At 70.9% G+C, this 22,027-nt stretch carries 21 protein-coding genes; 15 read left to right on the forward strand and 6 right to left on the reverse strand.

Going from position 1 to position 22,027, the window contains the following annotated elements:
- Positions 1-4: 4 nt before the first annotated feature.
- Genes H6H00_RS19320 through H6H00_RS19330 form a run of 3 tightly spaced genes read right to left on the reverse strand, consistent with a single transcriptional unit; the run spans position 5 to position 4,089 of the window.
- A complete protein-coding gene (locus H6H00_RS19320; RefSeq protein WP_185717145.1) occupies positions 5-1,234 on the reverse strand; it encodes an acetyl-CoA hydrolase/transferase family protein in 1,230 nt (409 codons plus the stop codon).
- A 13-nt stretch (positions 1,235-1,247) separates the two neighbouring features.
- Positions 1,248-2,918, reverse strand: a complete 1,671-nt coding sequence (locus H6H00_RS19325) for a class I adenylate-forming enzyme family protein (RefSeq protein ID WP_185717146.1) — start codon at positions 2,916-2,918, stop codon at positions 1,248-1,250.
- Between the two features lie 28 nt (positions 2,919-2,946).
- A complete protein-coding gene (locus H6H00_RS19330) occupies positions 2,947-4,089 on the reverse strand; it encodes an acyl-CoA dehydrogenase family protein (RefSeq protein WP_185717147.1) in 1,143 nt (380 codons plus the stop codon).
- A 111-nt stretch (positions 4,090-4,200) separates the two neighbouring features.
- Here H6H00_RS19330 and H6H00_RS19335 point away from each other — a divergent pair, with 111 nt between their 5' ends.
- From H6H00_RS19335 to H6H00_RS19405, 15 genes are all read left to right on the forward strand, one after another.
- Positions 4,201-5,088: an alpha/beta fold hydrolase gene (locus H6H00_RS19335; RefSeq protein ID WP_185717148.1), complete on the forward strand. Its 888-nt coding sequence runs from the start codon at positions 4,201-4,203 to the stop codon at positions 5,086-5,088.
- Positions 5,089-5,125: 37 nt separating this feature from the next.
- The gene (locus H6H00_RS19340; protein WP_185717149.1) at positions 5,126-5,929 is read left to right on the forward strand and encodes an enoyl-CoA hydratase/isomerase family protein; all 804 of its coding nucleotides are present in this window, start codon (positions 5,126-5,128) and stop codon (positions 5,927-5,929) included.
- 109 nt (positions 5,930-6,038) lie between these two features.
- Entirely contained in the window at positions 6,039-6,680 is a 642-nt protein-coding gene (locus H6H00_RS19345) for a TetR/AcrR family transcriptional regulator (RefSeq protein ID WP_185717150.1), read from the forward strand.
- Between the two features lie 265 nt (positions 6,681-6,945).
- A complete protein-coding gene (locus H6H00_RS19350) occupies positions 6,946-7,806 on the forward strand; it encodes an alpha/beta fold hydrolase (RefSeq protein WP_185717151.1) in 861 nt (286 codons plus the stop codon).
- Between the two features lie 43 nt (positions 7,807-7,849).
- Entirely contained in the window at positions 7,850-8,677 is an 828-nt protein-coding gene (locus H6H00_RS19355) for a citrate/2-methylcitrate synthase (protein WP_185717152.1), read from the forward strand.
- Positions 8,678-8,758: 81 nt separating this feature from the next.
- Positions 8,759-10,012, forward strand: a complete 1,254-nt coding sequence (locus tag H6H00_RS19360) for a bifunctional 3,4-dihydroxy-2-butanone-4-phosphate synthase/GTP cyclohydrolase II (protein WP_221775597.1) — start codon at positions 8,759-8,761, stop codon at positions 10,010-10,012.
- A 53-nt stretch (positions 10,013-10,065) separates the two neighbouring features.
- Positions 10,066-10,506 carry a flavin reductase family protein gene (locus H6H00_RS19365; protein WP_185717154.1) on the forward strand — a complete coding sequence of 147 codons (441 nt, stop codon included), beginning with the start codon at positions 10,066-10,068 and terminating at the stop codon, positions 10,504-10,506.
- Positions 10,507-10,825: 319 nt separating this feature from the next.
- Positions 10,826-12,457, forward strand: coding sequence for a long-chain fatty acid--CoA ligase (locus H6H00_RS19370; protein ID WP_255425264.1), 1,632 nt, complete (start codon positions 10,826-10,828; stop codon positions 12,455-12,457).
- Positions 12,454-12,894 carry an FmdB family zinc ribbon protein gene (locus H6H00_RS19375; protein WP_185717155.1) on the forward strand — a complete coding sequence of 147 codons (441 nt, stop codon included), beginning with the start codon at positions 12,454-12,456 and terminating at the stop codon, positions 12,892-12,894. The genes H6H00_RS19370 and H6H00_RS19375 overlap by 4 nt, the downstream gene beginning before the upstream one ends.
- A gap of 41 nt (positions 12,895-12,935) precedes the next feature.
- Positions 12,936-13,688: an SDR family NAD(P)-dependent oxidoreductase gene (locus H6H00_RS19380; RefSeq protein WP_185717156.1), complete on the forward strand. Its 753-nt coding sequence runs from the start codon at positions 12,936-12,938 to the stop codon at positions 13,686-13,688.
- 78 nt (positions 13,689-13,766) lie between these two features.
- The gene (locus H6H00_RS19385) at positions 13,767-15,164 is read left to right on the forward strand and encodes an LLM class flavin-dependent oxidoreductase (protein ID WP_185717157.1); all 1,398 of its coding nucleotides are present in this window, start codon (positions 13,767-13,769) and stop codon (positions 15,162-15,164) included.
- A gap of 23 nt (positions 15,165-15,187) precedes the next feature.
- On the forward strand, positions 15,188-15,976 hold the full coding sequence (locus H6H00_RS19390) for an N-acyl homoserine lactonase family protein (protein ID WP_185717158.1): 789 nt from the start codon (positions 15,188-15,190) through the stop codon (positions 15,974-15,976).
- 121 nt (positions 15,977-16,097) lie between these two features.
- Complete coding sequence (locus tag H6H00_RS19395) at positions 16,098-17,834, forward strand: sigma-54-dependent Fis family transcriptional regulator (RefSeq protein ID WP_185717159.1); 1,737 nt, start codon at positions 16,098-16,100, stop codon at positions 17,832-17,834.
- A 190-nt stretch (positions 17,835-18,024) separates the two neighbouring features.
- Positions 18,025-18,810, forward strand: coding sequence for a FadR/GntR family transcriptional regulator (locus H6H00_RS19400; protein WP_185717160.1), 786 nt, complete (start codon positions 18,025-18,027; stop codon positions 18,808-18,810).
- A gap of 84 nt (positions 18,811-18,894) precedes the next feature.
- The gene (locus H6H00_RS19405; RefSeq protein WP_185717161.1) at positions 18,895-19,512 is read left to right on the forward strand and encodes a TetR/AcrR family transcriptional regulator; all 618 of its coding nucleotides are present in this window, start codon (positions 18,895-18,897) and stop codon (positions 19,510-19,512) included.
- 82 nt (positions 19,513-19,594) lie between these two features.
- Here the strand turns inward: H6H00_RS19405 and H6H00_RS32885 are convergent, their stop codons facing one another.
- From H6H00_RS32885 to H6H00_RS19415, 3 genes are read right to left on the reverse strand one after another with little or no spacing between them, the layout of a single operon-like run.
- On the reverse strand, positions 19,595-19,813 hold the full coding sequence (locus tag H6H00_RS32885) for a hypothetical protein (RefSeq protein WP_344736934.1): 219 nt from the start codon (positions 19,811-19,813) through the stop codon (positions 19,595-19,597).
- Positions 19,713-20,786, reverse strand: a complete 1,074-nt coding sequence (locus H6H00_RS19410) for a CaiB/BaiF CoA transferase family protein (RefSeq protein ID WP_344735790.1) — start codon at positions 20,784-20,786, stop codon at positions 19,713-19,715. Before H6H00_RS19410 ends, H6H00_RS32885 begins: the two co-directional genes overlap by 101 nt.
- Positions 20,783-21,946: an acyl-CoA dehydrogenase family protein gene (locus H6H00_RS19415; RefSeq protein WP_221775986.1), complete on the reverse strand. Its 1,164-nt coding sequence runs from the start codon at positions 21,944-21,946 to the stop codon at positions 20,783-20,785. Before H6H00_RS19415 ends, H6H00_RS19410 begins: the two co-directional genes overlap by 4 nt.
- Between the last annotated feature and the right edge of the window lie 81 nt (positions 21,947-22,027).

The following is a 22,027-nucleotide window of genomic DNA, read 5'->3' on the forward strand; positions in this document are numbered from 1 at the left end:
AGAATTATGAGGTAGTAGCCGTGGTGGGGCAACGGGTGGACACCACCTCACCGAGGCGGGGCCGGTGGGACGGGTCGGCGACGGTACGCACCGCGCGGGCCCGTTCGCTGCGGCTGAGGCCGCGCAGGTCGACGGCACCGTGCTCGGTGACCACCCACCCGACGTCCGTCGCCGACGTGGTGACGGGGCCGTCGAGCCGCTCGACGATCCGGGACGCGCCGCGCGTGGTCACCGACGGCAGGGCCACGATCGCGACCCCGCCGATCGACGCCGCGGCACCGCGCAGGAAGTCGACCTGGCCGCCGACCGCCCCGAGGTAGCGGCCGGCCACCGACTCGGCGCCGACCTGCCCGTCCAGGTCCACCTGCAGGGCCTGGTTCACCGCGGCGAAGCGGGGCAGCGCCGCGGTCACCGCGGCCGGATGGACCTGCTCGACCGGCCGCATCTCGACGCGGGGGTTGCGGTCGAGGTAGCGGTAGAGCCGGTCGGTACCCAGGGCGGTGCCCGCCACGACGGCCGGCGGCCCGTCGCCGGTGACCAGCGCGCCGCTCTCGTCCAGGTCGACCAGCCAGTCCCCGATCAGCCCGCTGTGCACGCGCAGTCCGCGGTGGCCCCGCAACGCGCCGGCGACGGCGGTGGCCAACCCGCCGACGCCCAGCTGCAGCACCGCTCCGTCGGGGACCAGCGCCGCGACGTGCGCGGCGATCCGGGCCTCGATCTCGCCTACCGGCCGATCGGGGACCGGCGTCGGCCCGCGGTCGGTGGCCACCGTGGCGGTGAACACCGACCCGTGCACCCGACCGGGCCCGTGCGTCACCGGCACCCTCGGGTCGACCTCGGCCAGCACCACCCGGGCGGCCCCGACCGCCGCCATGAGGTAGTCCACGCTCACCCCGAGACCATGGTAGCCGTCAGCGTCGGCCGGTGAGACCTGGCAGAACGCCACGTCCACCGGCTGGCGCCCGGACCGGATGAGACCGGGCAGCGACGACATGTGGCAGCGCAGCACCCGCACCGGCCCGCCGGCCAGCACGCCGAGGGCGCCGTAGGAGCGCAGCGTCACGCCGGGCGCCGCGGCGAGCCGGTCGTCGAAGGTCATCCCCACGAACGCGGTGACCCCGCCCAGCCCCGGAGCCTGCGCCAGCAGCGCACCGATCAACGCCCGCGGCTCGCCGCCCGCCTGCCCCCATGCCACCGTGTCGCCCGGGCGGACGAACTCCCGCAGGTCGATCACGGCGGGACCGGCATCATCGCTGCGGGCGCAGCTGTCCGGCGCGTTCGCGCAGCGAGTACCGCATGAACTTGCCGGTGCTGGTCATCGGGAAGGACTCGACCAGCTCGACCGCCTCCGGCCACTTGGTCCGGCTCAGGCCCTTCTCCGCGAGGAAGGCCGTGAGATCGGCCAGCGCGACGTCGTCACCGGGGGTCGTGGGAACGACGAAGACCGCGGCCCGCTGACCGAGCCGCTCGTCGGGCATGGCCACGACCGCGGCCTGGCCGACCCGCGGGTGCTCGTAGAGCAGCTCCTCGATCTCCCGGGGATCGATCTTGTACCCGCCCCGGTTGATCAGGTCGTCGCGGCGCGACACGAAGTAGCCGTAGCCGTCGGCGTCGAAGCGGACGATGTCTGCGGATCGGAACCACCCTTCGGGGGTGAACATCTTCGTCGTCGTCTCCGACTGGCCGTAGTAGCCGACCACGAAGTTCGCGCCACGCGACCAGAGCTCGCCCTGCCCGGGCAGCTCGACGTCGTTGCCCTCGTCGTCGACCAACCGCATCTCGATCCCGTCGATCACGGAGCCGATGCTCCGGCTGGTCACCGAGATCGGGTCGCCCGGCCGCGTCATGTGCGTGACGCCGGCCTCGGTGTAGCCGTAGAACGCGGCGATCTCGGCACCGAGCTGGGTGTTGAGCGCGTTGAGCGTCTCGGCCGGGCAGGGGGCACCGGCGTAGCAGATGCCGCGCAGGCTCCGCACGTCGCGGGAGCCGAGATCGGGGAAGCGGGCGAGGTCGATGAGCATCGGCGCCGCCCCGAGCAGGTAGGTCGGCTTGTCGCGTTCGAGGAGCTCGACGCACCTGCCCACGTCCCAGCCGGTCAGCAGCGTGAACGCCGCTCCGCGGCGCAGCGCCGAGAGCACGCCCAGGCCCAGCCCCGTCAGGTGCGCGATGGGCGTGACGATGAGCCACTGCGCGTCGCGGGGGAACCGCTGGCCCTGCTCGAAGCTCTGGATCCAGAACAGGTTGTTGGCGTGGGTGTGCAGCTCCGCCTTCGGCCGCCCGGTCGTGCCGGAGGTGAACATGATGAAGAACGGGTCGGCGCCGGTGGGGCGCAGTTCCTCGATGTCGTGCGCCGGCTCCGCCGCGGTCATGTCCTCGAAGGAGAGCAGTCCGTCGCCGCCGTCACCGCCGACGACCACGATGTGCTCCAGCACGGCGATCCGCTCGGCCATCGTGCGGGCCAGCGGGACGAAGTCGCGGCCCTTGAACGAGGCGGGGACGACCAGCGCGCGGGCCCCCGTCAGGTTCAGCACGTAGTCGAGGTCGTGCTCGTCGTAGACGACGTGCAGGAACACCGGGATGATCCGGACCCGGGCACAGGCCATCAACGTCACGCAGAACTCGCTGGAGTTCGGCAGCTGCATCGCGAGTCGGTCGCCGGGCTGCAGGCCCAGATCCAGCAGCGAGCTCGCCAACCGCCGGGTTCGCTGCTCGTACTCGGCGTAGCTGGTGCGCCTGCCGTCCTCGTCGATGATCGCCAGTGAGTCCGGCCGCTCGGCCGCGTGCCGCTCGAGGTCGTGCACGAAACTCTGCTCGGTCCAGGCGCCCTCGTCGACGTAGCGCTGCAGCACCTCGCGGGTGACCCAGGTGTCGTCGCGGGCGGCCAGCTCGTCGAGTCGGTCGCTGAGCTTGTCGGTCATGGTGCTCCCCGGTCGTCGGTGCGGCTGGTCAGTCGTTGAGGCCGAGTTGGCCGGCGATGATGTTCTTCTGGATCTGCGACGTGCCCCCGAAGATGGTCATGACGAGGGTGTCGCGGACGTAGGACTGCATGTCGCTCTCCATGCTGTAGCCCATCCCGCCCATGAACTGCATGCCCTGCAGGGCGGCCTCCTTGGCCGTCTCGGTGGCGAACAGCTTCGCCATCGAGGCCTCGGCCGGGGCCGGGTCACCCTCGTCCAGCAGTTCGGCGACGTGCCGGACCAGCAGCCGCGCGGCGAGCAGCTTGGTGGCCGTCTCGGCGAGCCCGTGCTGCAGCGCCTGGAACCGGCCGATCGGCTGCCCGAACTGGTGGCGGTCCTTCACGTAGCGCAGCACGTCGTCGAACGCGCGCTGGCCGACCCCGACGGCCTCCGCACCGATGATCATCCGTTCGCTGTTGAGCCCCTGCACCAGCGCCTGCCACCCCGCGTCGATCCCGCCGACGATGTCGGCGTCGGTGGCGCGGACGTCCGCGTAGCGGGTGATGGTGGTGTCGATGTGCCCGAGCATGTCCAACTTGGTCACGTCGACCCGGTCCATCGGCACCAGGAACAGCGAGATGCCGCGGTGCTTGGACGCGTCCGGGTTGGTGCGCGTCACCACCAGGACCCAGCGCGCGTGGTTGGCGTTGCTGGTATAGATCTTCTCGCCGTTGATCCGCCAGCCGTCGCCGTCGCGGCGGGCGTGGGTGCGCACCGCCGCGGCGTCCGATCCGGTGTCCGGCTCGGTGATCGCGATGGACAGCACGTCACCCTGGGCCACCCCGGGGAGCACGCGCTGCTTCTGCTCCTCGGTGCCGAACCTGATCAGCGCCTGGGCGGTGATCACGGTGGTGAGGTACCCGGTGACCGGCAGCCGGTGGTAGGACAGGCGTTCGGTGAGCAGTGCGACGTCGGACAGCTCGCCGCCCGAGCCGCCGTACTCCTCGGGGATGGTCAACCCGAGCCAACCGGTGGTGGCCAGCCTGCGGTAGAGCGTGTCGTCGTGCGCGACGGTGCCGCCGGCGGTCATCTCGCGCAGCTTGTGCGGCGGGCACTCCCGCTCGCAGAACGCATCCACCGCCTTGACGAAGTCGGTCTGTTCCGGGGTGAGCCGCTCGCGCAGGGCTGCCATCTGAAAACCTCGCTGTTTTCCTGATAAGGATCACCCGGTACGTTAGCGTCTGCCGGCGACCGCGTCACTAGGCGCGATCCGCTGCGCACGACCCCGTCGAGGAGGATCCGGATGAGCACCGTCGAGCAGGCCCACACCTCGGAGCTGGTGTCCCGGGACGGCACCCGGGTGGCGGTGTACCGGTGGGATCCGGTGGGCGTCCCGCACGGCGTCGTCCAGATCGCGCACGGCATGGGCGAGCACGCGCGTCGGTACGCGCAGACCGCGGCCGCTCTGAACGCGGCCGGCTTCGTGGTCTACGCCAACGACCACCGCGGCCACGGCGCCACCGCGGGCGACCCGTCGCGGTTCGGGGCCTTCGGGGAGGACGGGTGGAACCGCCTGGTCGGGGACATCGGCGCGCTGGTGGAGACGGTCCGTGAGGCCCATCCCGGGCTGCCCGTCGTGCTGCTCGGGCACAGCATGGGGTCACTGGCCACCCAGCAGTACCTGCTCGACCACAGCGGACGCGTCGACGCGGCCGTGCTGTCCGGGAGCACCGCGTTGGACCAGCTGGCCGCCGCCATCGACCTGGACCAGCCCCTGGAGCTCGCCGGGTTCAACGCCGCGTTCGAGCCCGCCCGGACCGAGTCCGACTGGCTCAGTCGCGACGAGGCGGTCGTGGACGCCTACGTCGCCGACCCCGCCTGCGGCTTCGGTACCGACATCCCCTCGTCCAAGCTCATGTTCGGGTCCGGCACCCAGCTGGCCGACCCGCAACGGCTGGCCGGTATCCGCTCGGATCTCCCGCTCTACGTGGTCGCCGGTGACCAGGACCCGATCAACGCCGGGCTCGCCCTGCTCAACCTGCTCGTCGAGCGCTACCGTGCGGCCGGGCTCACCGAGGTCACGGTCGCCACCTACGAGGGCGGCCGGCACGAGATCCTGAACGAGACCAACCGGGCCGAGGTGGTCGCCGACCTGGTGGCCTGGCTGGACCGGGTGCTCGGCGCCCGCTGAGCCACGACCGACCCGACCACGACGGAGAGGCGACGGGATGACCGTGACCGAGACCGAGTTCCAGCACGTCCGCATCGAGATCGACCGCGGTGTCGGCCTGCTGACCGTGGACCGGCCGCCGGCGAACGCGCTGGACCTCGCGCTCGTCCAGGAGATCTCGCTGGCGGCGACGCGGACGGCGGCCCGCGACGAGGTGGGCGCGCTGGTCATCACCGGTGCCGGGCCGCGGTTCGTCGCGGGTGCCGACATCAAGATGATGAACTCGCTCGGCGCGGACGAGATGCCCCGGTTCATCAGCGGCATCCAGCGGGCGATGGACGACATCGAGGCCATCCCGCTGCCGACCATCGCCGCGGTCAACGGCCACGCCATGGGCGGCGGCATGGAGCTGGCACTGGCGTGCGACCTGCGGATGCTCGCGGACGGGGCGCGGATCGGGCTGCCCGAGGTGAAGCTCGGGCTGCTCCCCGGGGCTGGCGGCACGCAGCGGCTGGTGGAGGTCGTGGGCAAGGGCAGGGCCCTGGACCTGCTCTACACCGGACGCCAGCTCGGGGCCGCGGAGGCGCTGGCGTTGGGGCTGGTCAACAGCGTGCACCCGGTCGACCGGCTCGTGCCCGACGCGGTGGCGTACGCCGCCGGCATCGCGGCGGGTGCCCGCCCGGCGCTGCGCGAGCTCAAAGCGTGCGTGCTGGCCCACCTCGACGGCGGCCGGCGAGCGGGGATGCGCGCCGAGGCGTCCGGGATCGACCGGCTCTTCGGCACCGCTGACGCCAGGGAGGGGATCGCGGCGTTCGTCGAGAAGCGGCCGCCGCGTTTCGGGCAGGGGGCGGGCCTGGACTGACGGGTGGCGATCGGCGCGGGGCAGGTCCCGACCATCGGGTCGGGTATCAGCCCCCTAGTCGATTGTCGATCGCCTGCTAACCTCGGAGTCCGAACCGGGGAGCTGGTGGATGGGCGGGGCGGTCGGAGCGGCACGGCAGCCACCGTCTGGGCGGGTCGCGCGGCGCCGCGACCGCAAGGTGCAGGATATTCTCTCCGCGGTCGCCGAGGTGCTCGCCGAGCGGGGTTACCACGGCCTGAGCCTGGATGAGGTCGCCGATCGGCTGGACCTGACGAAGGCGTCGCTCTACCACTACTTCCCGAGCAAGGAAGTGCTGGTCAGCGCGTGCCTTGACCAGCTGGGCAGCTCGCTCAACGACCAGCTGCGCAGCGTCGTCGAGGCCAACCCGGGCACCGCGACCGAGCAGCTCGGCCTGCTGATCAGGAGCCAGCTGGACCTGATCGTCCGCACTCGCCCGGAGATGGCCCGGTTGTTCATCCAGCCGCAGGACTGGCCGGAGCCCTACCGCCGGCGCACCCGGCGCCTTCGTGAGCAGCACGACGCCATCTTCCGCGCGGTGGTGCGCCGCGGCATCGCCCTCGGTGAGTTCGTCGTGGACGAGGACGTGGCGATGCACAACCTCTACGGCGCGATGAACCACGTGCCGGTGTGGTTCCGCGGCCGTCGCAGGAAGGATTTCGACGCCGCCGCCGCCGCGGTCGCGTCCAACCTCCTGCGTCTGTTCCACCCGTCGGCCGGACCGGGTCGCTGAGCAAGAGTGCCGCGCCGGCATCACCGCTCGCCGCGCGACCCGCCGCGTGCCGCAGCGGTCCGGGCAGGGTGCTGATCCCCGTGTCAGCACGTGTGGACTCCAACAGGTGATCGTGAAACGACGTCTCGGGCGAACTTCGAACCGATGGTTGAGAAAGTCGGTATCGGTGCACCTCGCCCGGGCTCGACCGGACGTCTATGGTCCGGGGTATGGTCGATACCATCCTTCCCGGTCCCGTCCCGACGGCGACGATCAGCTCCCGCTCGTGAACGGCGTCCGCCCGGGTGAACGGGTCGTGTTCGACGGGGCCGCCGGCAAGATCGTCGGCGACCGCTGGGACGGAGTCGGCGAGCACCGTGGCGCCGTGCTGCTGCTGCACGGCGGCGGCCAGACCCGACACTCCTGGTTCCGCACGGCCGCCGCGTTGGCCGACAACGGCTGGACCTCGCTCGCGCTGGACGCCCGCGGGCACGGCGACAGCGACTGGTCGCCCGACGGTGACTACGGCATCGATGGGTTGGTGGCCGACCTGGCGTCCGTGGTGGGGGCCCTGGAGGAGCGCCCGCTGCTGATCGGGGCGTCGATGGGCGGGATGACCTCGCTCGTCGCGCAGGGCGAGCTGGGGGAGCTGGCCCGCGCGCTCGTGCTCGTCGACATCGTGCCGCGGGCGGAACCCGCGGGCGTGGCCCGGATCATGGCGTTCATGAGCGCGAACCCCGACGGGTTCGGTTCGCTGGACGAGGTCGCGGAGGCCGTACGGGCCTACAACCCGCACCGCAAGCGCGCGCCGACTCCCGAGGGTCTGCGCAAGAACGTGCGGCAGCGGGAGAACGGCCGGTGGTACTGGCACTGGGACCCGGCGTTCCTGCAGATCGACTCCGAGCCGCGCCGCTCCACCACCCACGAACGGGCCGCCGCGGCGGCGCGGCGGGTCACCGTGCCGACGCTGCTGGTGCGTGGGGAACAGTCCGACATCGTCAGCGACGAGGGTGTCGCGGAGTTCCTCGAGCTCATCCCCGGTTCGCGGCACGTGGACGTCTCCGCCACCGGGCACATGGTCGCGGGCGACGACAACGATGCCTTCACCTCCACGGTGCTGGGGTTCCTGGCCGACAGCGACATCTGAACCGGCGGCCCGCGGGCCGGCAGTGGGAGTGAGGCGTTCAGCGATGGCGAGCGGCGAGGGTCTGCGGTTCCGTACCGCGATCACCGAGATGGACGACGAGGAGATCTACGTCCGGGGCTACCCGCTCTCGGACCTGATCCGCGGCCGCAGCTACGCCGAGTGCACCTGGCTGACCCTGCGCGGCGAGCTGCCCACCGCCGCGCAGGCCGCCGTGTTCGAGGCCGTGCTGTGCGGGCTGATGTCGTACCCGGCCGCGCGCGGACCGAACATCCTCGCCGGGCGCATCGCGGTCTCGGTGCACCCCGACCCCTCCGTCGGGATCCTCGCGGCGCTGTCCTGTGCGGGGCGCCGGACGATCTCGCCGGAGCACACGGGGGAGATGCTGTCCGCCGCGCTGGAGCGTCTCGGGGACGATCGGACCGACGCCGGACTGTCGGCCGTCGCCGCCGCCGTGGCACAGGAGCGCCGCGACGCAGGGGAGCCGCTCCCGGGGGCCGGGCACCCGGAGTTCACCGAGCAGGACCCGAGGGCCGTGGCGGTGCTGGCGGTCGCGCGCCGGCACGGTGTCGAGGGCACGGTCAGCCGGCTGCACGACGCGATCCTCGCCGCGTACAACGCGTTGCGGCCCGGCCGACGGCCGCTCCCGCTCAACATCGACGGTGCCATGGCCAGGGTGCTCACCGAGCTCGGGTTCGGGCCGCCCCAGATGTACGTGGCCAGCCTGATCTCGTTCCTGCCCGGGATCGGGGCGCACATGCTGGAGGAGATCGAGAGCGGGGACCGGTTCCGGATGTTGGAGCCCGACCGCGAGGACTACGTCGGTCCGGCGCGGCGCCCGCTCCCGCCGCGGGCGCGCTCCGATCCGGGCTGAGGCGAACGTCCGGGTCACGCCGGACGAGGTGTCGCGATGTCGTACACGTCGGCGTCGCCCACGCCTTCTACCGTGACCTGCATGGACAACGACCACCAGATCGGTGCCGCGCTGGCGGAGCTGCGTCGCGGACGGATGGTCCTCGTCGTCGACGACGAGGACCGCGAGAACGAGGGCGATCTCGTCGCCGCCGCTGAGCTGGCGACACCGGAGATGCTCGCATTCGTCATCCGCCACACCAGCGGCCTGGTCTGCGTCGGCATGGACGCCGCGCTCGTCGACCGGCTCGAGTTGCCTCCGATGGTCGCGGAGAACGACGACCCGAGAGCGACGGCCTTCACCGTCTCGGTCGACCTCAAGAACGTCACCAGCACCGGGGTGTCGGCCACCGACCGTGCGGCGACCATCCGGGCACTCGCCGATCCGGGGACCCGGCCGGGGGACCTGTCCAGACCCGGACACATATTTCCCCTGCGGGCCCGCGAGGGCGGCGTGCTGCGGCGGGCCGGGCACACCGAGAGCGCCGTGGACCTCTGCCGGCTCGCGGGCCTCGCACCCGCCGGGTTGCTCGCCGAGGTCACCAACGCCGACGGCACCATGGCGCGACGCCCCGAGCTGGCCCGGTTCGCCCAGCAACACGGGCTGGTCTCGATCACCGTCGCGGACCTGGTGCGGTACCGCCTGCGTACCGACACCCTCGTGGTGCGCCAGGCTTCCGGCCGGGTACCCAGCCCGTACGGCGAGTTCACGGTCACGACATACCGTTCGGAGCTCGACGGCAGCGAGCACGTCGCGCTCGTGATGGGTGATGTGAGCCAGGCCGAGGAGCCGCCCCCCGACGACAACGTGCTGGTGCGCGTGCACTCCGAGTGTCTCACCGGGGACGTGTTCGGTTCGCGCCGCTGTGACTGCGGCGAGCAGCTCCAAGCGGCGATGGAGCGCATCGGGATGGTCGGCCGCGGAGCCGTCGTCTATCTGCGCGGCCACGAGGGCCGGGGGATCGGGCTCAGCCACAAGCTCCGTGCCTACACCCTGCAGGACGGGGGCATGGACACCGTCGAGGCGAACCTCGCCCAAGGGCTGCCCGTCGACAGCCGAGAGTACGGGATCGGCGCACAGATCCTGCGTGACCTCGGGGTGCGACAGGTCTGCGTGATGACCAACAACCCGGCGAAGTACCACGGGCTCGCCGGGCACGGGGTGAAGATCGCTGCCCGCGAACCGCTCATAGTCGCCCCGAATGCGGACAACATCGCCTACCTGACGACCAAGCGGGTCCGCATGGACCACCAGATGGGGTCCGTGGCCGACCCGGACGCGACGGCAATGCGGTGAGTGCGGAGGATTCTCCTCTCCCGCCGCAGGGACTACACCTGTTCAAGGACGCCATGGCGTCCTTCCCGAGCGGGGTCACGATCGTCACGACGGCTGACCCGTCGGGCCGCTGGTGGGGCTTCACGGCGACGTCGTTCTGCTCGGTCTCGATGGAGCCGCCGCTCGTGTTGGTGTGCCTGGCGACCGACGCCGAGTGTGCCCCGGTCTTCCAGCGCGCAACGAGATGGATCGTCCACGTCATCCATCCGGAGCACGCGCAGCTCGCGATGCGCTTCGCCACCCGCGGCGCGGACAAGTTCGCCGAGGCCGGCTTCGTCGCCGACGACAACGGGCTCCCGGTGCTCGACGTCGCATCGGTGATCCTCGACTGTTCGGTGCACGATCGTCATCCGGCCGGAGACCATACGATCCTGGTCGGCCGGGTCCAGAACGTGCGGACAGGTCCGGAGACGCCAGCAGTGTACTTCCGGCGCGCGTTCCACCTCCTGCCATGACCTGACACGGCCGGTAGGCCCGCGTGTGCGGCCCGGCCGCCGTGGCCTGCGGCCTCGCCTCATCAGCGCAGGCGCCCACCTCGGGCTCTGCCGGCGCCGTGTCGAATCGTCGCCCGGCCGCTCTTCAGGAGCGTGATGCAGAACGGGTCACTCCGACGCTCACCACAGGTCGACCCGGGGCCGATCGAACCCCGGGATCACTGGTCTGCCCGTCGAGCAGCAGGCGTGTTCCGATGTGACACACGCCACTTCCTCCTCCGGTGGCTAGCGTCGACCAGCGGATGGATCGAGCTCGGAGGTGGGTATGGACGGCCTGATCATGGATCGGCCACTGCTGATGAAACAGCTGCTCTGGCGCGCGGAACGTGTGTTCGGGGACAAGCGCATCATCTCCCGGACCGGTGACGGCGAGGACATCAGCTACACCTACGCCGAGTATGCCGTGCGGGCCCGCAAGCTCGCCCAGGCGTTGACCGCACTGGGGGTGCGGCCCGGTGACCGGGTCGGGACGGTGGCCTGGAACACCCACCGCCACTACGAGGCCTACTTCGGCGTGCCATGCATGGGCGCGGTGCTGCACACCGTGAACCTGCGGCTGTTCGACGAGCAGATCGCCTACATCATCAACCACGGTGGCGACCGGGTGTTGCTGATCGACCCCGACCAGATCCCGCTCATCGAACGGCTCGCCCCGGACCTGCGCGGTGTGCAGGCCTACGTGGTGCTCGCCGACACGGTGCCCGAGACCACGCTGAGTCCCGTCCACTCCTACGAGGAGCTGCTCGCCGCGCAGGACGGGAAGCTGGAGTTCCCCGACTTTCCCGAGACCACCGCGTCCGCGATGTGCTACACCTCGGGCACGACCGGGGACCCCAAGGGGGTCCTCTACAGCCACCGCAGCGTGGTGCTGCACACCCTGGGCCTGTGCCTGCACGGCTCGATCGGGGTGCGCGAGGAGGCGATCTTCCTCGCCATCAGCCCGATGTTCCACGCCAACAGCTGGGGCATCCCGTTCGCCGCCGCGCTGCAGGGTGCGACGCTGGTGCTGCCCGGTCCGCACCCCGAGCCGAAGCACTATCTCGAGCTGATCGACCGGCACAAGGTCACCCATGCCGTCGGCGCGGTGACCATCGGCGTGATGATGCGCGACCTGCTCGAGCGCGACGACCCGCACTATGACGTCTCCTCGCTCGACGTCCTGTGGCTGGGCGGTCAGGCGCCGCCGCGCGGCCTGATGAAGTGGTTCGCCGACACCCACGCCGTCGTGGTGCCGCAGGGCTGGGGGATGACCGAGGCCTCGCCGCTGGTCACGTTCACGGCGTTGAAGAGCAAGCACGACCACGTCGCAGAGGACGATGTGTACGACGTCCGCGGCAAGCAGGGGCTGCCCCTGCCGCTGTGCGAGGTCAGGCTCGTCGACGAGGACGGCGACGACCTGCCGTGGGACGGTAAGGCCGTCGGCGAGTACCACCTGCGGTCGCCGTGGATGGCCAGCGCCTACTACGACGACCCGCGCAGCCCGGCCAGCTACGACGCGCAGGGCTGGTTCAAGACCGGCGACGTCGGTGTGATCGACCCGGACGGCTACGTGCAGCTGACCGACCGGTCCAAGGACCTGATCAAGAGTGGCGGGGAGTGGATCTCCTCGGTGGAGCTGGAGAACTCCCTGATGGCGCACCCGGCGGTGGCCGAGGCCTCGGTCGTCGCAGTGCCCCACGACAAGTGGCTGGAACGCCCGCTCGCCTGCGTCGTGACCCGCTCACCGGTCACCCCCGAGGAGCTCACGGCGTACCTGCTCGAGCACTTCGCCCGGTGGTGGATCCCTGAGGAGTTCCTGTTCGTCGACGCCATCCCGAAGACCGGGGTGGGCAAGTTCGACAAGAAGGTCCTGCGGGCCAGGTTCGGCGAGGCCGACGCCCGCGAGCGGTACCGCGCGGAGGCATCGCGATGATCATCGTCGACTACCGGTGCGAGGCCTGCGACGGCGTCGCCGAGCACTTCGTGTCCAACCCGGCGCCGCCGACGATGCAGTGCCCGGCTTGCCGGGCACCGGCCCGGCGCCGGTTCGCCGCGGTGGGGCTCTCCGGTCGGGCGGCACCGCCGGCCGAGCGCAAGCCGGCCGCGTCCGACCGCGCGCTGTGCCTGGACAACCGCGATGTGCCCGGGCTCTGCCACATGACGCCCGACGCCGCACGCACCTGGATCGCCAGGGCCAGGGGCGACAACCGCAGCCTCGACCGGGAGCTCGAGCGCCAGGAGCGCTCCCTGAAGGAGACCGCCGGACCTGTGGCAGATCCGGTGTCCCACGACCACGGGCACGCCCACGGGACAGGGCACGGACACGCCCACGCGGCACCCGCCGCGGCAGGCGCAGCCGGCACCGCGTGAGCGCGGCCCGCCGATCGGACCGACAACCGAAGGAGAACGACATGGGTGACAGGCTTGCCGGCAAGGTGGCGCTGATCAGCGGCGCGGCACGGGGCCAGGGTGCCGCGCACGCGGCGCTGCTCGCCTCCGAGGGCGCGCGACTCGTGATCGGCGACATCCTCGCCGACGAGCTCGCCGCGGTGGCGGAGACGCTCACCGCGAAGGGCCACGACGTCGTCGCGCACGTGTTCGACGTCCGTGACGAGGACGGCTGGAACGCCGCGGTGGCGCTGGCCGAGGAGCGTTTCGGCCGGCTCGACATCCTGGTCAACAACGCCGGGGTGCTCGACATGGCCGGTGTCGAGGCGACCACCCGGGAGAGCTGGGACCGGATCATCGCGACCAACCAGACCGGTGTCTGGCTCGGGATGAAGGCCGCGGCCGAGGCGATGCGCCGGGCCGGCGGCGGTTCCATCATCAACACCTCCTCGATCTACGGCCTCATCGGCAGCGGCGGGGCCACCGCCTACCAGGCGACCAAGGGTGCGGTCCGGCTGCTCACCAAGACCGCGGCCATCGAGTTCGCCGGTGCGGGCATCCGGGTCAACTCGGTGCACCCCGGGATCGTCGACACCCCGATGGTGTCCGACGACGTACCGGCCGAGGTCATCCCGATCATCGTCGGCGCGACGCCGCTCCAGCGGATGGCGCGGCCCGAGGAGATCTCCTACGGAGTGCTCTTCCTCGCCTCGGACGAGGCGTCCTACGTCACCGGTTCCGAGCTCGTGATCGACGGCGGCTACTCGACGCAATGACCCGACCGGGACGACCAGAGCCCCGGCCCACCTGAGGACGACCAGTGATCGGCTTCGGCCGGAGAACGGAGAACTGCGATGGCGATCGAAATCGGAGTGTTCCACAACGGAGCCTCCGACCTTCCTGTCAAGAACGTCCAGTACAACGGGGACACGGTGGCCGTCAACGACGGTGACCTGCCCGCGACGCACACCTCGGCCCAGCGCACCATCGTCAACCAGGTGCGCCAGGGCATCCTCGCCGACCAGCTCGGCTTCGACTACTGGTTCCAGACCGAGCACCACTTCCAGCCCGAGGGTGCCGAGCTCAGCCCGAACCCGCTGCTCGCCGAGGCGGCCATCGCGTCGCGGACGAAGAACATCCGGCTCGGCCAGGCCGCCAACATCGTCACCTGGCACCACCCGATCCGGATCGCCGAGCAGGCAGCGATGCTCGACGTGATCAGCGGCGGCCGGCTGGAGTTCGGGATCGGCCGCGGCTACCAGCCGCGGGAGAATGAGGTGTTCGGCTGGGCCTACGGCTCCACGATCCAGGACCAGGAGCGCAACCGGGCCTACTTCGAGGAGGCCTACGACATCATCATCAAGGCCTGGACCCAGGACTCGATGTCGCACCACGGCGAGTTCATGTCGATCCCGCCGTCCTACACCAAGTGGGGTCACAAGCAGACCCACGCCTACTTCAGCCAGGAGGGCATGGGCCGCACGCTCGAGCAGGTCCTCAAGCTCGGCGCCCCCGACATGTACTCCGCCGGCAACCCGGTGCAGGCCACCACCACCAAGCTGCTGGAGATCCCGGTCTACCCGCAGCCGCTGCAGAAGCCCTACCCGCAGATGTGGGAGCCGCTGACCAGCCCCCGGTCCATCCGGTTCGCCGCCGAGCGGGGCATCAACGGCTACTTCATCGTCGAGCCCAACTCGCGGCTCAAGCAGAACATCGACCTCTACCACGCGGAGGCCGAGAAGGCCGGTTGGCCCGACCGCCAGAACCGCGGCGAGTTCAAGCGCGGCTGGGACGCCGAGCGCCGCCGCGGCGTGGTCACCTGCCGGTACATCCACTGCGTGGACAAGGGTCTCGGTGACATGGACCGGGCCGCCCGATCGCTGGAGCTCCAGTGGGACTACTACGGCCCGTTCGGGTTCGCCGCCGTGCTCGCGGAGGCCGACGAGCCCTTCTACGACCTGAACACGAAGGTGACCGCGCAGATGCTGCGGGACAAGAAGGTCGCCATCCACGGCTCCAAGCAGTACGTGATCGACTCGATCATGGAGGTCAAGGAGCAGTGCGGCTACGACGACTTCATGTTCCACACCTGGTTCGAGAGCGGCGGCTTCCAGGGTGAGGAGATCGAGGCGCAGATGCAGTACTTCGCCGAGGAGATCATGCCCGTCCTGCACCGCGAGTGCGGCCGGCTCCCCAAGGAGCCCAGCAGCGTCGACCTCGACGTGGCGCCCCGCGTCCCCGTCACCGCCTGACCCGGCAAGGAGACTGAACGATCATGGCAACACCCGGAACGGCCAAGCGGATGTGGGCGCTCGACTCGCCCACCTTCACCGTCGACAAGTCGCTGCTATTGCTCGGGGCGAGCGGTGAGTGCACCATCCCGATGCCCGCCTTCCTGATCGAGCACCCGAAGGGCCTGGTCCTCTTCGACACCGGCCTGGTCCCGGCCGCCGCCACCGATCCCGAGGGGGTCTACGGACCGCTCGCCGAACACCTCGGGCTGAGCTTCCTGCCCGAACAGACGGTGGACGCGCAGCTCGAGGCGCTCGGGTACAAGCTGTCGGACATCAAGTACGTGATCGCCTCGCACACGCACTTCGACCACACCGGCGGGCTCTACCTCTTCCCGGACGCCCAGTTCTACGTGGGCGAGGGCGACATGAGGTTCGGGTTCTGGCCCGACCCGGCCGGGGCAGGGTTCTTCCGGCAGGCCGACATCGAGCCGCTCCGCGGCCGTAACGTGCTCGAGGTGCCCGGCGTCGACCACGACGTGTTCGGCGACGGGAGCGTCGTCATCCTGTTCACCCCGGGCCACACCCCGGGTGAGCTGAGCCTGCTGGTCCGGCTCCCGGGTCGCAACTTCATCCTCACCGGCGACACGGTGCACCTGCGGGACGCGCTGACGACGATCGCCCCGATGCCCCACGACGCGGACACGGTCCAGTCGCTGAGATCGATCCGGCGGCTCAACCTGCTCCGCGACTCCGCCGACGCCACCATCTGGATCAGCCACGACCCGGAGGACTGGGCCGAGTTCAAACACGCGCCGAACTGCTTCGAATGATCACCGGCCGGAATCCGTGTCCCAGAAAGGAACACGGATTCCGGCCGCAATCGGTATAATCTTTCCGCTAAGTACCGGGACGGACGCCCACTGGACGCCCGATGGACGCGGAGAGTGATCGATGACGATCCTTCAGCACGCGGTGGCCCACGAGCGTGAGGCATTCCTCGACGGCCTCGCCCCTTGCACGATGCGTCCGGAGATCGCCGTGTCCTGGCGTCGCTGTTCCTACCTCGACGTGCCGGTGGACGCCATGATGCCACGCTACGCCCCTGACTTCGATCACGAGGCACCCCTGGTGCGTGCCGCCCGTCCCGTGCTCGACCACGTCAACGAGCGGCTCGGCGACCTCGGCATCTCCTTCCTGCTCACCGACGCCTCGGCGCGCATCCTCGACCGCACCTCGTCGAACGCACACCTGCTCGGCCGCCTCGACGCCGTGTCGGCGGCCGAGGGATTCGTCTTCGCGGAGGGCGAGGTCGGCACCAACGGGGTCGGCACCGCGCTCGAACTCGGCCGGACGGTCCGGGTCGACGGCCACGAGCACTACGCCGGGGACCTGCACGAGTTCACCTGCGTCGGCGTCCCGATCCGGAGCGCCGACCGCAGGCTGCACGGCCTGCTCGACGTCACCTGCGCCGCCGACCACGACAACTCGCTCGTGGTGTACATCGCCGAACAGACCGCACAGCAGATCGAGCAACGGCTGTGGGCGCAGCAGTCGGGAGCGGAACGGGCACTGCTCGACCGGTTCGTGGCGGCCTCGCGACGCGTTCGTCACGACTTCTTCGTGATCAGCGAGCGGTTGCTGATCAGCTCACCTCGTGCGGCCCAGCTCCTCGACGGAACCGAGCAGGCGCTGGTCTGGGAGCAGGTCACCCGGCTGCTGCGGACCCCCGATGTCTCCGAGGCCGAGCTGGAGCTGCCGGACGGCCGGATGGTCGTGATGCACGGCGAGTCCATGCGTGACGGCGGCGACGAGATCGGCGCGATCGTCGAGATCCGGGAGGCGCCCCGTCCCGAGGGCTCGACCGGCGGTGGCCGGGGTCGGCCGGCCACCCTCCCCGGCCTGGTCGGCGCCGACCCGGCGTGGCTCCGGGCCTGTCAGGCGATCGCCGTCCGCGCACGCGACCGGGTCGTCGTCGTGTCCGGCGAGCCGGGCGTGGGGAAGACCGCGGTGGCCGAGGCGGTCCACCGCCACTTCGATGGCGGCGGATCCCTCGTCGTCAAGGACGCCGAATCGATGACGGTGGACGGCCCGTCGGCCTGGATGGCAAGTCTGCGATCGGATCTCGTCGGCGTGCCGGGCACCATCGTGGTGAGGCACGTCGACGGGCTCTCGCCCGCGGCGTTGCGCACCCTGACGTCGCTCTTGCACGGGGTGCACGCGCAGGGATGGCGTTGCCTGGTGACCGCCGGCACGCAGACTCCTCCGATGACGGCCGGCCACGATGACCAGCGGTGTGCCGTCGTCGCGCTGCCGCCGCTGCGCAACCGGACGAACGACATCCCGGCACTCGCCCGGTCGTTCGCCGCGCCGGCGCGGCTGGCGCCCGAAGTCGTCTCGCTGCTCATCCGGACCCCGTGGCCGGGCAACACGCGGGCCCTGCGGCACGCGGTCGACCAGGCGCAGACCGTGGCGCGGGGGAGCGAGGTGCACGTCGGCGACCTTCCCGACGATCTGCGCGCCCGGGCGTACCGCCGCCGCATGAGCCGGTTCGAGCGGGCCGAGCTGACCGCGATCATGGACGCGTTGAGCGAGGCGGCCGGGAACAAGAAGGCCGCCGCGTCCCTGCTGGGGATCTCCCGCTCGACGCTCTACCGGAAGCTGGAAGCGGCGGGACTCAACCTCACCTAGGTCGCGGATCACGGCGGAGACCGGCGACGGCGGACGACCAGAAAGGGCGCTGACACCCAGGAAACACGTGGGAGCCGAGGTCCGGCGCGCGACCGAGGATGGAGACTCCTTAAACTGATGCCCGGTACAGGATGGACGGCACGTTTCCCTAGGGCGGTCCTCTCTACCGATGGCAGGGACGGAGTTGGACGTGGACCGCTTGGATCAGTCGGGCCCGCGAGGTGTCGCGAGCGAGGCCCCGATGTACGGCCGTCGTCAGCCGAGGCTGCCCAAGGCCTCCGACGTCCTGGCCGACCGGTTGCGCGGGCAGATTCTCGGTAACCAGATGCAGCCGGGCGAGCCTCTGCGGTCCGAGGCCACCCTCATCGCCGAGACCGGGTTCAGTCGGGGGACCGTGCGCGAGGCGTTGCGGCTCCTCGAGTCCGATGGGCTGATCGAGATCCGGCGTGGCCCACACGGCGGCATCAGGGTGGCCGAGCCCGACCTAAGTCACGTCACCCGCTCGCTCGCCCTCCTGCTGACGCTATCCGGGACGACGATGCGGGCGTTCTCCGAGTTCCGCCAGCTCGTCGAACCCGCGGCGGCGGCCGCCGCCGCGCGCACGGCGACCGAGGAGCAGCGCGGGTGGCTGCTCGCGCTCGCGAACGCGGGATCGCCGCGCAACGGTTCGTGGGAGCCGTCGATCGAGTTCCACGAGGCACTCGGGGTCTGCAGCAACAACGAGATCGTCCGTCTGGTCATCGCGGCGTTCGGGCAGGAACTGACCTGGCACGTTCCAGGCGAGCAACTCTCCGACCGTGACATGGAGGAGACCCGCCGCGCCCACCTGAGCATCGCGCAGGCGGTGGCGGCCGGGGACGCCGACCGCGCGGCGAAGGCGATGGTCCGGCACCTGCAGCAGTTCGAGCGCGTGCTGGCCGCGAACGGCCGGCTGGACCAGCCCGTCCTGCCCCCGGAGCGCTGGCTGTCGAACTGAGCAGGCCCGCCCGGCGGTCCCGTTGACTGGTGCGCGAGGTTAGCGACGGCTAACGTAGGGTTCCTGGGTCGAGTGGGGGTGCACATGCCTGTCGTGAACGGGAGCGAAAGCACCGTGTCGCTACGGAAGTCCGCGTTGCTCCAGGCGGCGGCCGACCTGTTCGCGGCCAGGGGCTACCACGCGGTCAGCACCGATGACATCGGCCGTGCGGTCGGGATCTCGGGTCCTGGCGTGTACCGCCACTTCGCGAGCAAGCTCGAGTTGCTGATGACGCTCTGTGACGCGGCGATGGACCACCTCCTCGACGGATCCCGGGCGATCGTCGAGTCCGCTGATGCTCGCCCGGCCGCAATCGCGCAGCTCGTCGAGTTCCACGTCGAGTTCGCGGCGAGCGAACGCGCACTGCTTGCGGTCTACCTCCGTGAACAGCGGGAGCTCCCGGTCCGGGAGCTGCGACAGCTACGTCGTCGTCAGCGTGAGTACGAAGGTGTCTGGTGCGAGGCCATCTCAGCGGAACATGGGGACCTGGCCGAGCTCGACGTCCGCGCAGTGGTCAAGGTGATGCTCTCGATGCTGAACGGAACGGCGCACATCAGGGACGGCATCTCGCGGGCCCGCCTCGTCGGGCTCTTGGAGCAGCTCGCCGCGGGTGCGCTGGGCGGTGTCGGGATCGACATCAGCAGTGGCCCCGCGACCGGCTGAACGACCCGTTTGTCCATCCTCAGCTGCGTGCCGTCATGAAGTCCGGTCGGCGTAGGCCGGTGGCCGCGTGGGACCGGCGACGTCAAGACGGGTCCTCGGTCGGGGTGGCGCGGGTGGGCTCGTCGGGCAGGCCGAGCTCGTCGAGGATCCGGTCGGTGTGCTCGCCGAGGGCGGGCACGGCGCCCATCGGAAGTTCGACGTCACGGAAGGTCATCGGCGGCAGCACGCCGCGGATGTCGCCGGCCTCGGTGGACACGGCGCGCCAGCGGTCCCGCTCGTGTAGCTGCGGGTGCTCGACCAGCTGCGCGGTGGTGTTGATCTGGGCGGCTGGGATCCCGGCCGCGGGCGAGACGCTCGTCGAGCGCGGCGGTGGTCCATCCGGAGATGTGTGCGGCGACGGCGGCGTCGCAGTCGGTGCGGTGCCGGACCCGGTCGAGGTTGGTGGCGAAGCGGGGGTCGGTGGACAGGGCGGGGGCGCCGAAGACGTCGCCGACCAGGGTGTGCCAACCCCGGTCGTTCTGGACGCCGATGAGGATCTCGCCGTCCGCGGTCGGGTAGGCGTCGTAGGGGGCGATCGCGGCGTGGCTCAGGCCCATCCGCGGGATCTGGCGGCCGCCGTAGAGCTGCATGTAGAGGGGGTGGCCCATCCACTCGACCGCGGAGTCGAACATCGACACGTCGACCACGGCGCCCGCTCCGGTGCGCTCGCGCCGGAACAGGGCGGCCAGGACGGATGTGGCCGCGTAGAGGCCGGCGGCGATGTCCGCGTTGGGCACCCCCGTCTTGGTCGGGGTGTCGGGGGTGCCGGTGACGGCGACCATTCCGGACTCGGCCTGCACGAGCATGTCGTAGGCCTTGCGGTCCCGGTGCGGCCCGCCGGTGCCGTAGCCCGAGATGTTGACGACGACGAGGCGCGGATCGGTGGCCCGGAGCGTGTCGGCGTCGAGCCCGAGCCGGTCCACGACGCCGGGGGCGGTGTTGTGCAGGAACACGTCGGCCCGGGCGACGAGCTCGTGCACGACGCGGCGGCCGTGCTCGGACTTCAGGTCCACGGCGAGGGACTCCTTGCCGCGGTTGAGCCAGACGAAGTGGGTGGCCAGGCCGAGTACGGCGTCGTCGTAGTGGCGGGCGAAGTCGCCCTCCCCTGGACGTTCGATCTTGACGACGCGGGCGCCGAGGTCGGCCAGGTGCCGGGTCGCGATCGGCCCGGCGACGGCCTGCTCGAGCGCAACGACGGTGATGCCGGCCAGGGGCAGCTCCGGTGCGGGGGTCACGACCGGGCCACTGCCTGGCGGACCAGGCCGCCGCCGATGATGAGGCGCTGGATCTCGCTGGTGCCCTCGTAGAGCCGCAGCAGCCGGACGTCGCGGTAGATCCGCTCGACCGGGATCTCCTTCATGTACCCGGCGCCGCCGTGCACCTGCACGGCGAGGTCGGCGACCTTCCCGACCATCTCGGTGCAGAACAGCTTCACCGCGGACGGGGCGATGCGCCGGTCGGTCCCGTCGACGTAGGCGCGGGCGGCCTCGCGGACCATGGCCCGCCCGGCCATGACGCCGGTTTGCATGTCGGCGAGCATCGCCTGGACCAGCTGGAAGTCCCCGATACGCTGCCCGCCCTGAGTGTTCTGCGCCGCGTAGGCGACCGACTCGTCGAGTGCGCGCTGCGCGGTCCCGACCGCGAGCGCGGCGATGTGCACCCGGCCGCGGGCCAGCGAGGTCATCGCTGCCCTGTAGCCGGCCGCCTCGTCCCCGCCGACCAGGGCGTCGGTGGGCACCCGGACGCTGTCGAACGCGACGTCGGAGGTGGTCGATCCCTCCTGGCCCATCTTGGCGTCCTTCGGGCCGACGGTGACGCCGGGCGCGTGCGCGGGGACGAGGAACACGGCGATGCCGGGCGCCCCGGGCGCCGGGTCGGCGTAGCGGGCGAAGACGACGAACAGGCCGGCCGAGGACGCGTTGGTGATGTACTGCTTCTGGCCGTCGATCATCCAGTGGTCGCCGTCGCGGCGGGCCCGGGTGCGCAGGCCGGCGGGGTTCGACCCGGCGCCGGGCTCGGTGAGTGCGAACGAGGCGACGACCTCCCCGGAAGCGATCCGGGCCAGCCATTCCTTCTTCTGCGCGTCGGTGCCGAAGCCGACGAGCACCTGGCCGGCGATGCCGTTGTTGGTGCCGAACATCGAGCGCAGCGACAGCGAGGTGTACCCGAACTCCATCGCGAGCTCGGCGTCCTGGGTCAGGTCCAGGCCGATGCCGCCCCACTCGGACGGGATCGCGTAGCCGAACAGCCCCATCTGCGCCGCCACGGTGCGCAGGTCGTCGGGGATCCGGTCCTCGCGCATGATCTCGTTCTCCCGCGGGACCACCGCGGTCCGGACGAAGTCCCGGACCTGCTCGTGGATGAATCGGAAGTCCTCGGCGGACACCTCGGACATCGACGGCGCTGGCTGGCTCATGCGTCGATCGTCGCCCGCAATCCAGAGCGAGTCCAAGACTAGAATACCGGCTATTGTTGC

Origin of the sequence: Pseudonocardia petroleophila (assembly GCF_014235185.1) — a bacterium.
GTDB classification, from domain to species: domain Bacteria; phylum Actinomycetota; class Actinomycetes; order Mycobacteriales; family Pseudonocardiaceae; genus Pseudonocardia; species Pseudonocardia petroleophila.

What these genes read in the sequence shown, in the direction of transcription:
- H6H00_RS19325 (WP_185717146.1), bottom strand. Translation starts at nt 2,918, where the DNA reads ATGACCGACAAGCTCAGCGACCGACTCGACGAGCTGGCCGCCCGCGAC.
- H6H00_RS19330 (WP_185717147.1), bottom strand. Translation starts at nt 4,089, where the DNA reads ATGGCAGCCCTGCGCGAGCGGCTCACCCCGGAACAGACCGACTTCGTC.
- H6H00_RS19335 (WP_185717148.1), top strand. Translation starts at nt 4,201, where the DNA reads ATGAGCACCGTCGAGCAGGCCCACACCTCGGAGCTGGTGTCCCGGGAC.
- H6H00_RS19340 (WP_185717149.1), top strand. Translation starts at nt 5,126, where the DNA reads ATGACCGTGACCGAGACCGAGTTCCAGCACGTCCGCATCGAGATCGAC.
- H6H00_RS19345 (WP_185717150.1), top strand. Translation starts at nt 6,039, where the DNA reads ATGGGCGGGGCGGTCGGAGCGGCACGGCAGCCACCGTCTGGGCGGGTC.
- H6H00_RS19355 (WP_185717152.1), top strand. Translation starts at nt 7,850, where the DNA reads ATGGCGAGCGGCGAGGGTCTGCGGTTCCGTACCGCGATCACCGAGATG.
- H6H00_RS19360 (WP_221775597.1), top strand. Translation starts at nt 8,759, where the DNA reads ATGGACAACGACCACCAGATCGGTGCCGCGCTGGCGGAGCTGCGTCGC.
- H6H00_RS19365 (WP_185717154.1), top strand. Translation starts at nt 10,066, where the DNA reads ATGGCGTCCTTCCCGAGCGGGGTCACGATCGTCACGACGGCTGACCCG.
- H6H00_RS19370 (WP_255425264.1), top strand. Translation starts at nt 10,826, where the DNA reads ATGGATCGGCCACTGCTGATGAAACAGCTGCTCTGGCGCGCGGAACGT.
- H6H00_RS19375 (WP_185717155.1), top strand. Translation starts at nt 12,454, where the DNA reads ATGATCATCGTCGACTACCGGTGCGAGGCCTGCGACGGCGTCGCCGAG.
- H6H00_RS19380 (WP_185717156.1), top strand. Translation starts at nt 12,936, where the DNA reads ATGGGTGACAGGCTTGCCGGCAAGGTGGCGCTGATCAGCGGCGCGGCA.
- H6H00_RS19385 (WP_185717157.1), top strand. Translation starts at nt 13,767, where the DNA reads ATGGCGATCGAAATCGGAGTGTTCCACAACGGAGCCTCCGACCTTCCT.
- H6H00_RS19390 (WP_185717158.1), top strand. Translation starts at nt 15,188, where the DNA reads ATGGCAACACCCGGAACGGCCAAGCGGATGTGGGCGCTCGACTCGCCC.
- H6H00_RS19395 (WP_185717159.1), top strand. Translation starts at nt 16,098, where the DNA reads ATGACGATCCTTCAGCACGCGGTGGCCCACGAGCGTGAGGCATTCCTC.
- H6H00_RS19405 (WP_185717161.1), top strand. Translation starts at nt 18,895, where the DNA reads ATGCCTGTCGTGAACGGGAGCGAAAGCACCGTGTCGCTACGGAAGTCC.
- H6H00_RS19415 (WP_221775986.1), bottom strand. Translation starts at nt 21,946, where the DNA reads ATGTCCGAGGTGTCCGCCGAGGACTTCCGATTCATCCACGAGCAGGTC.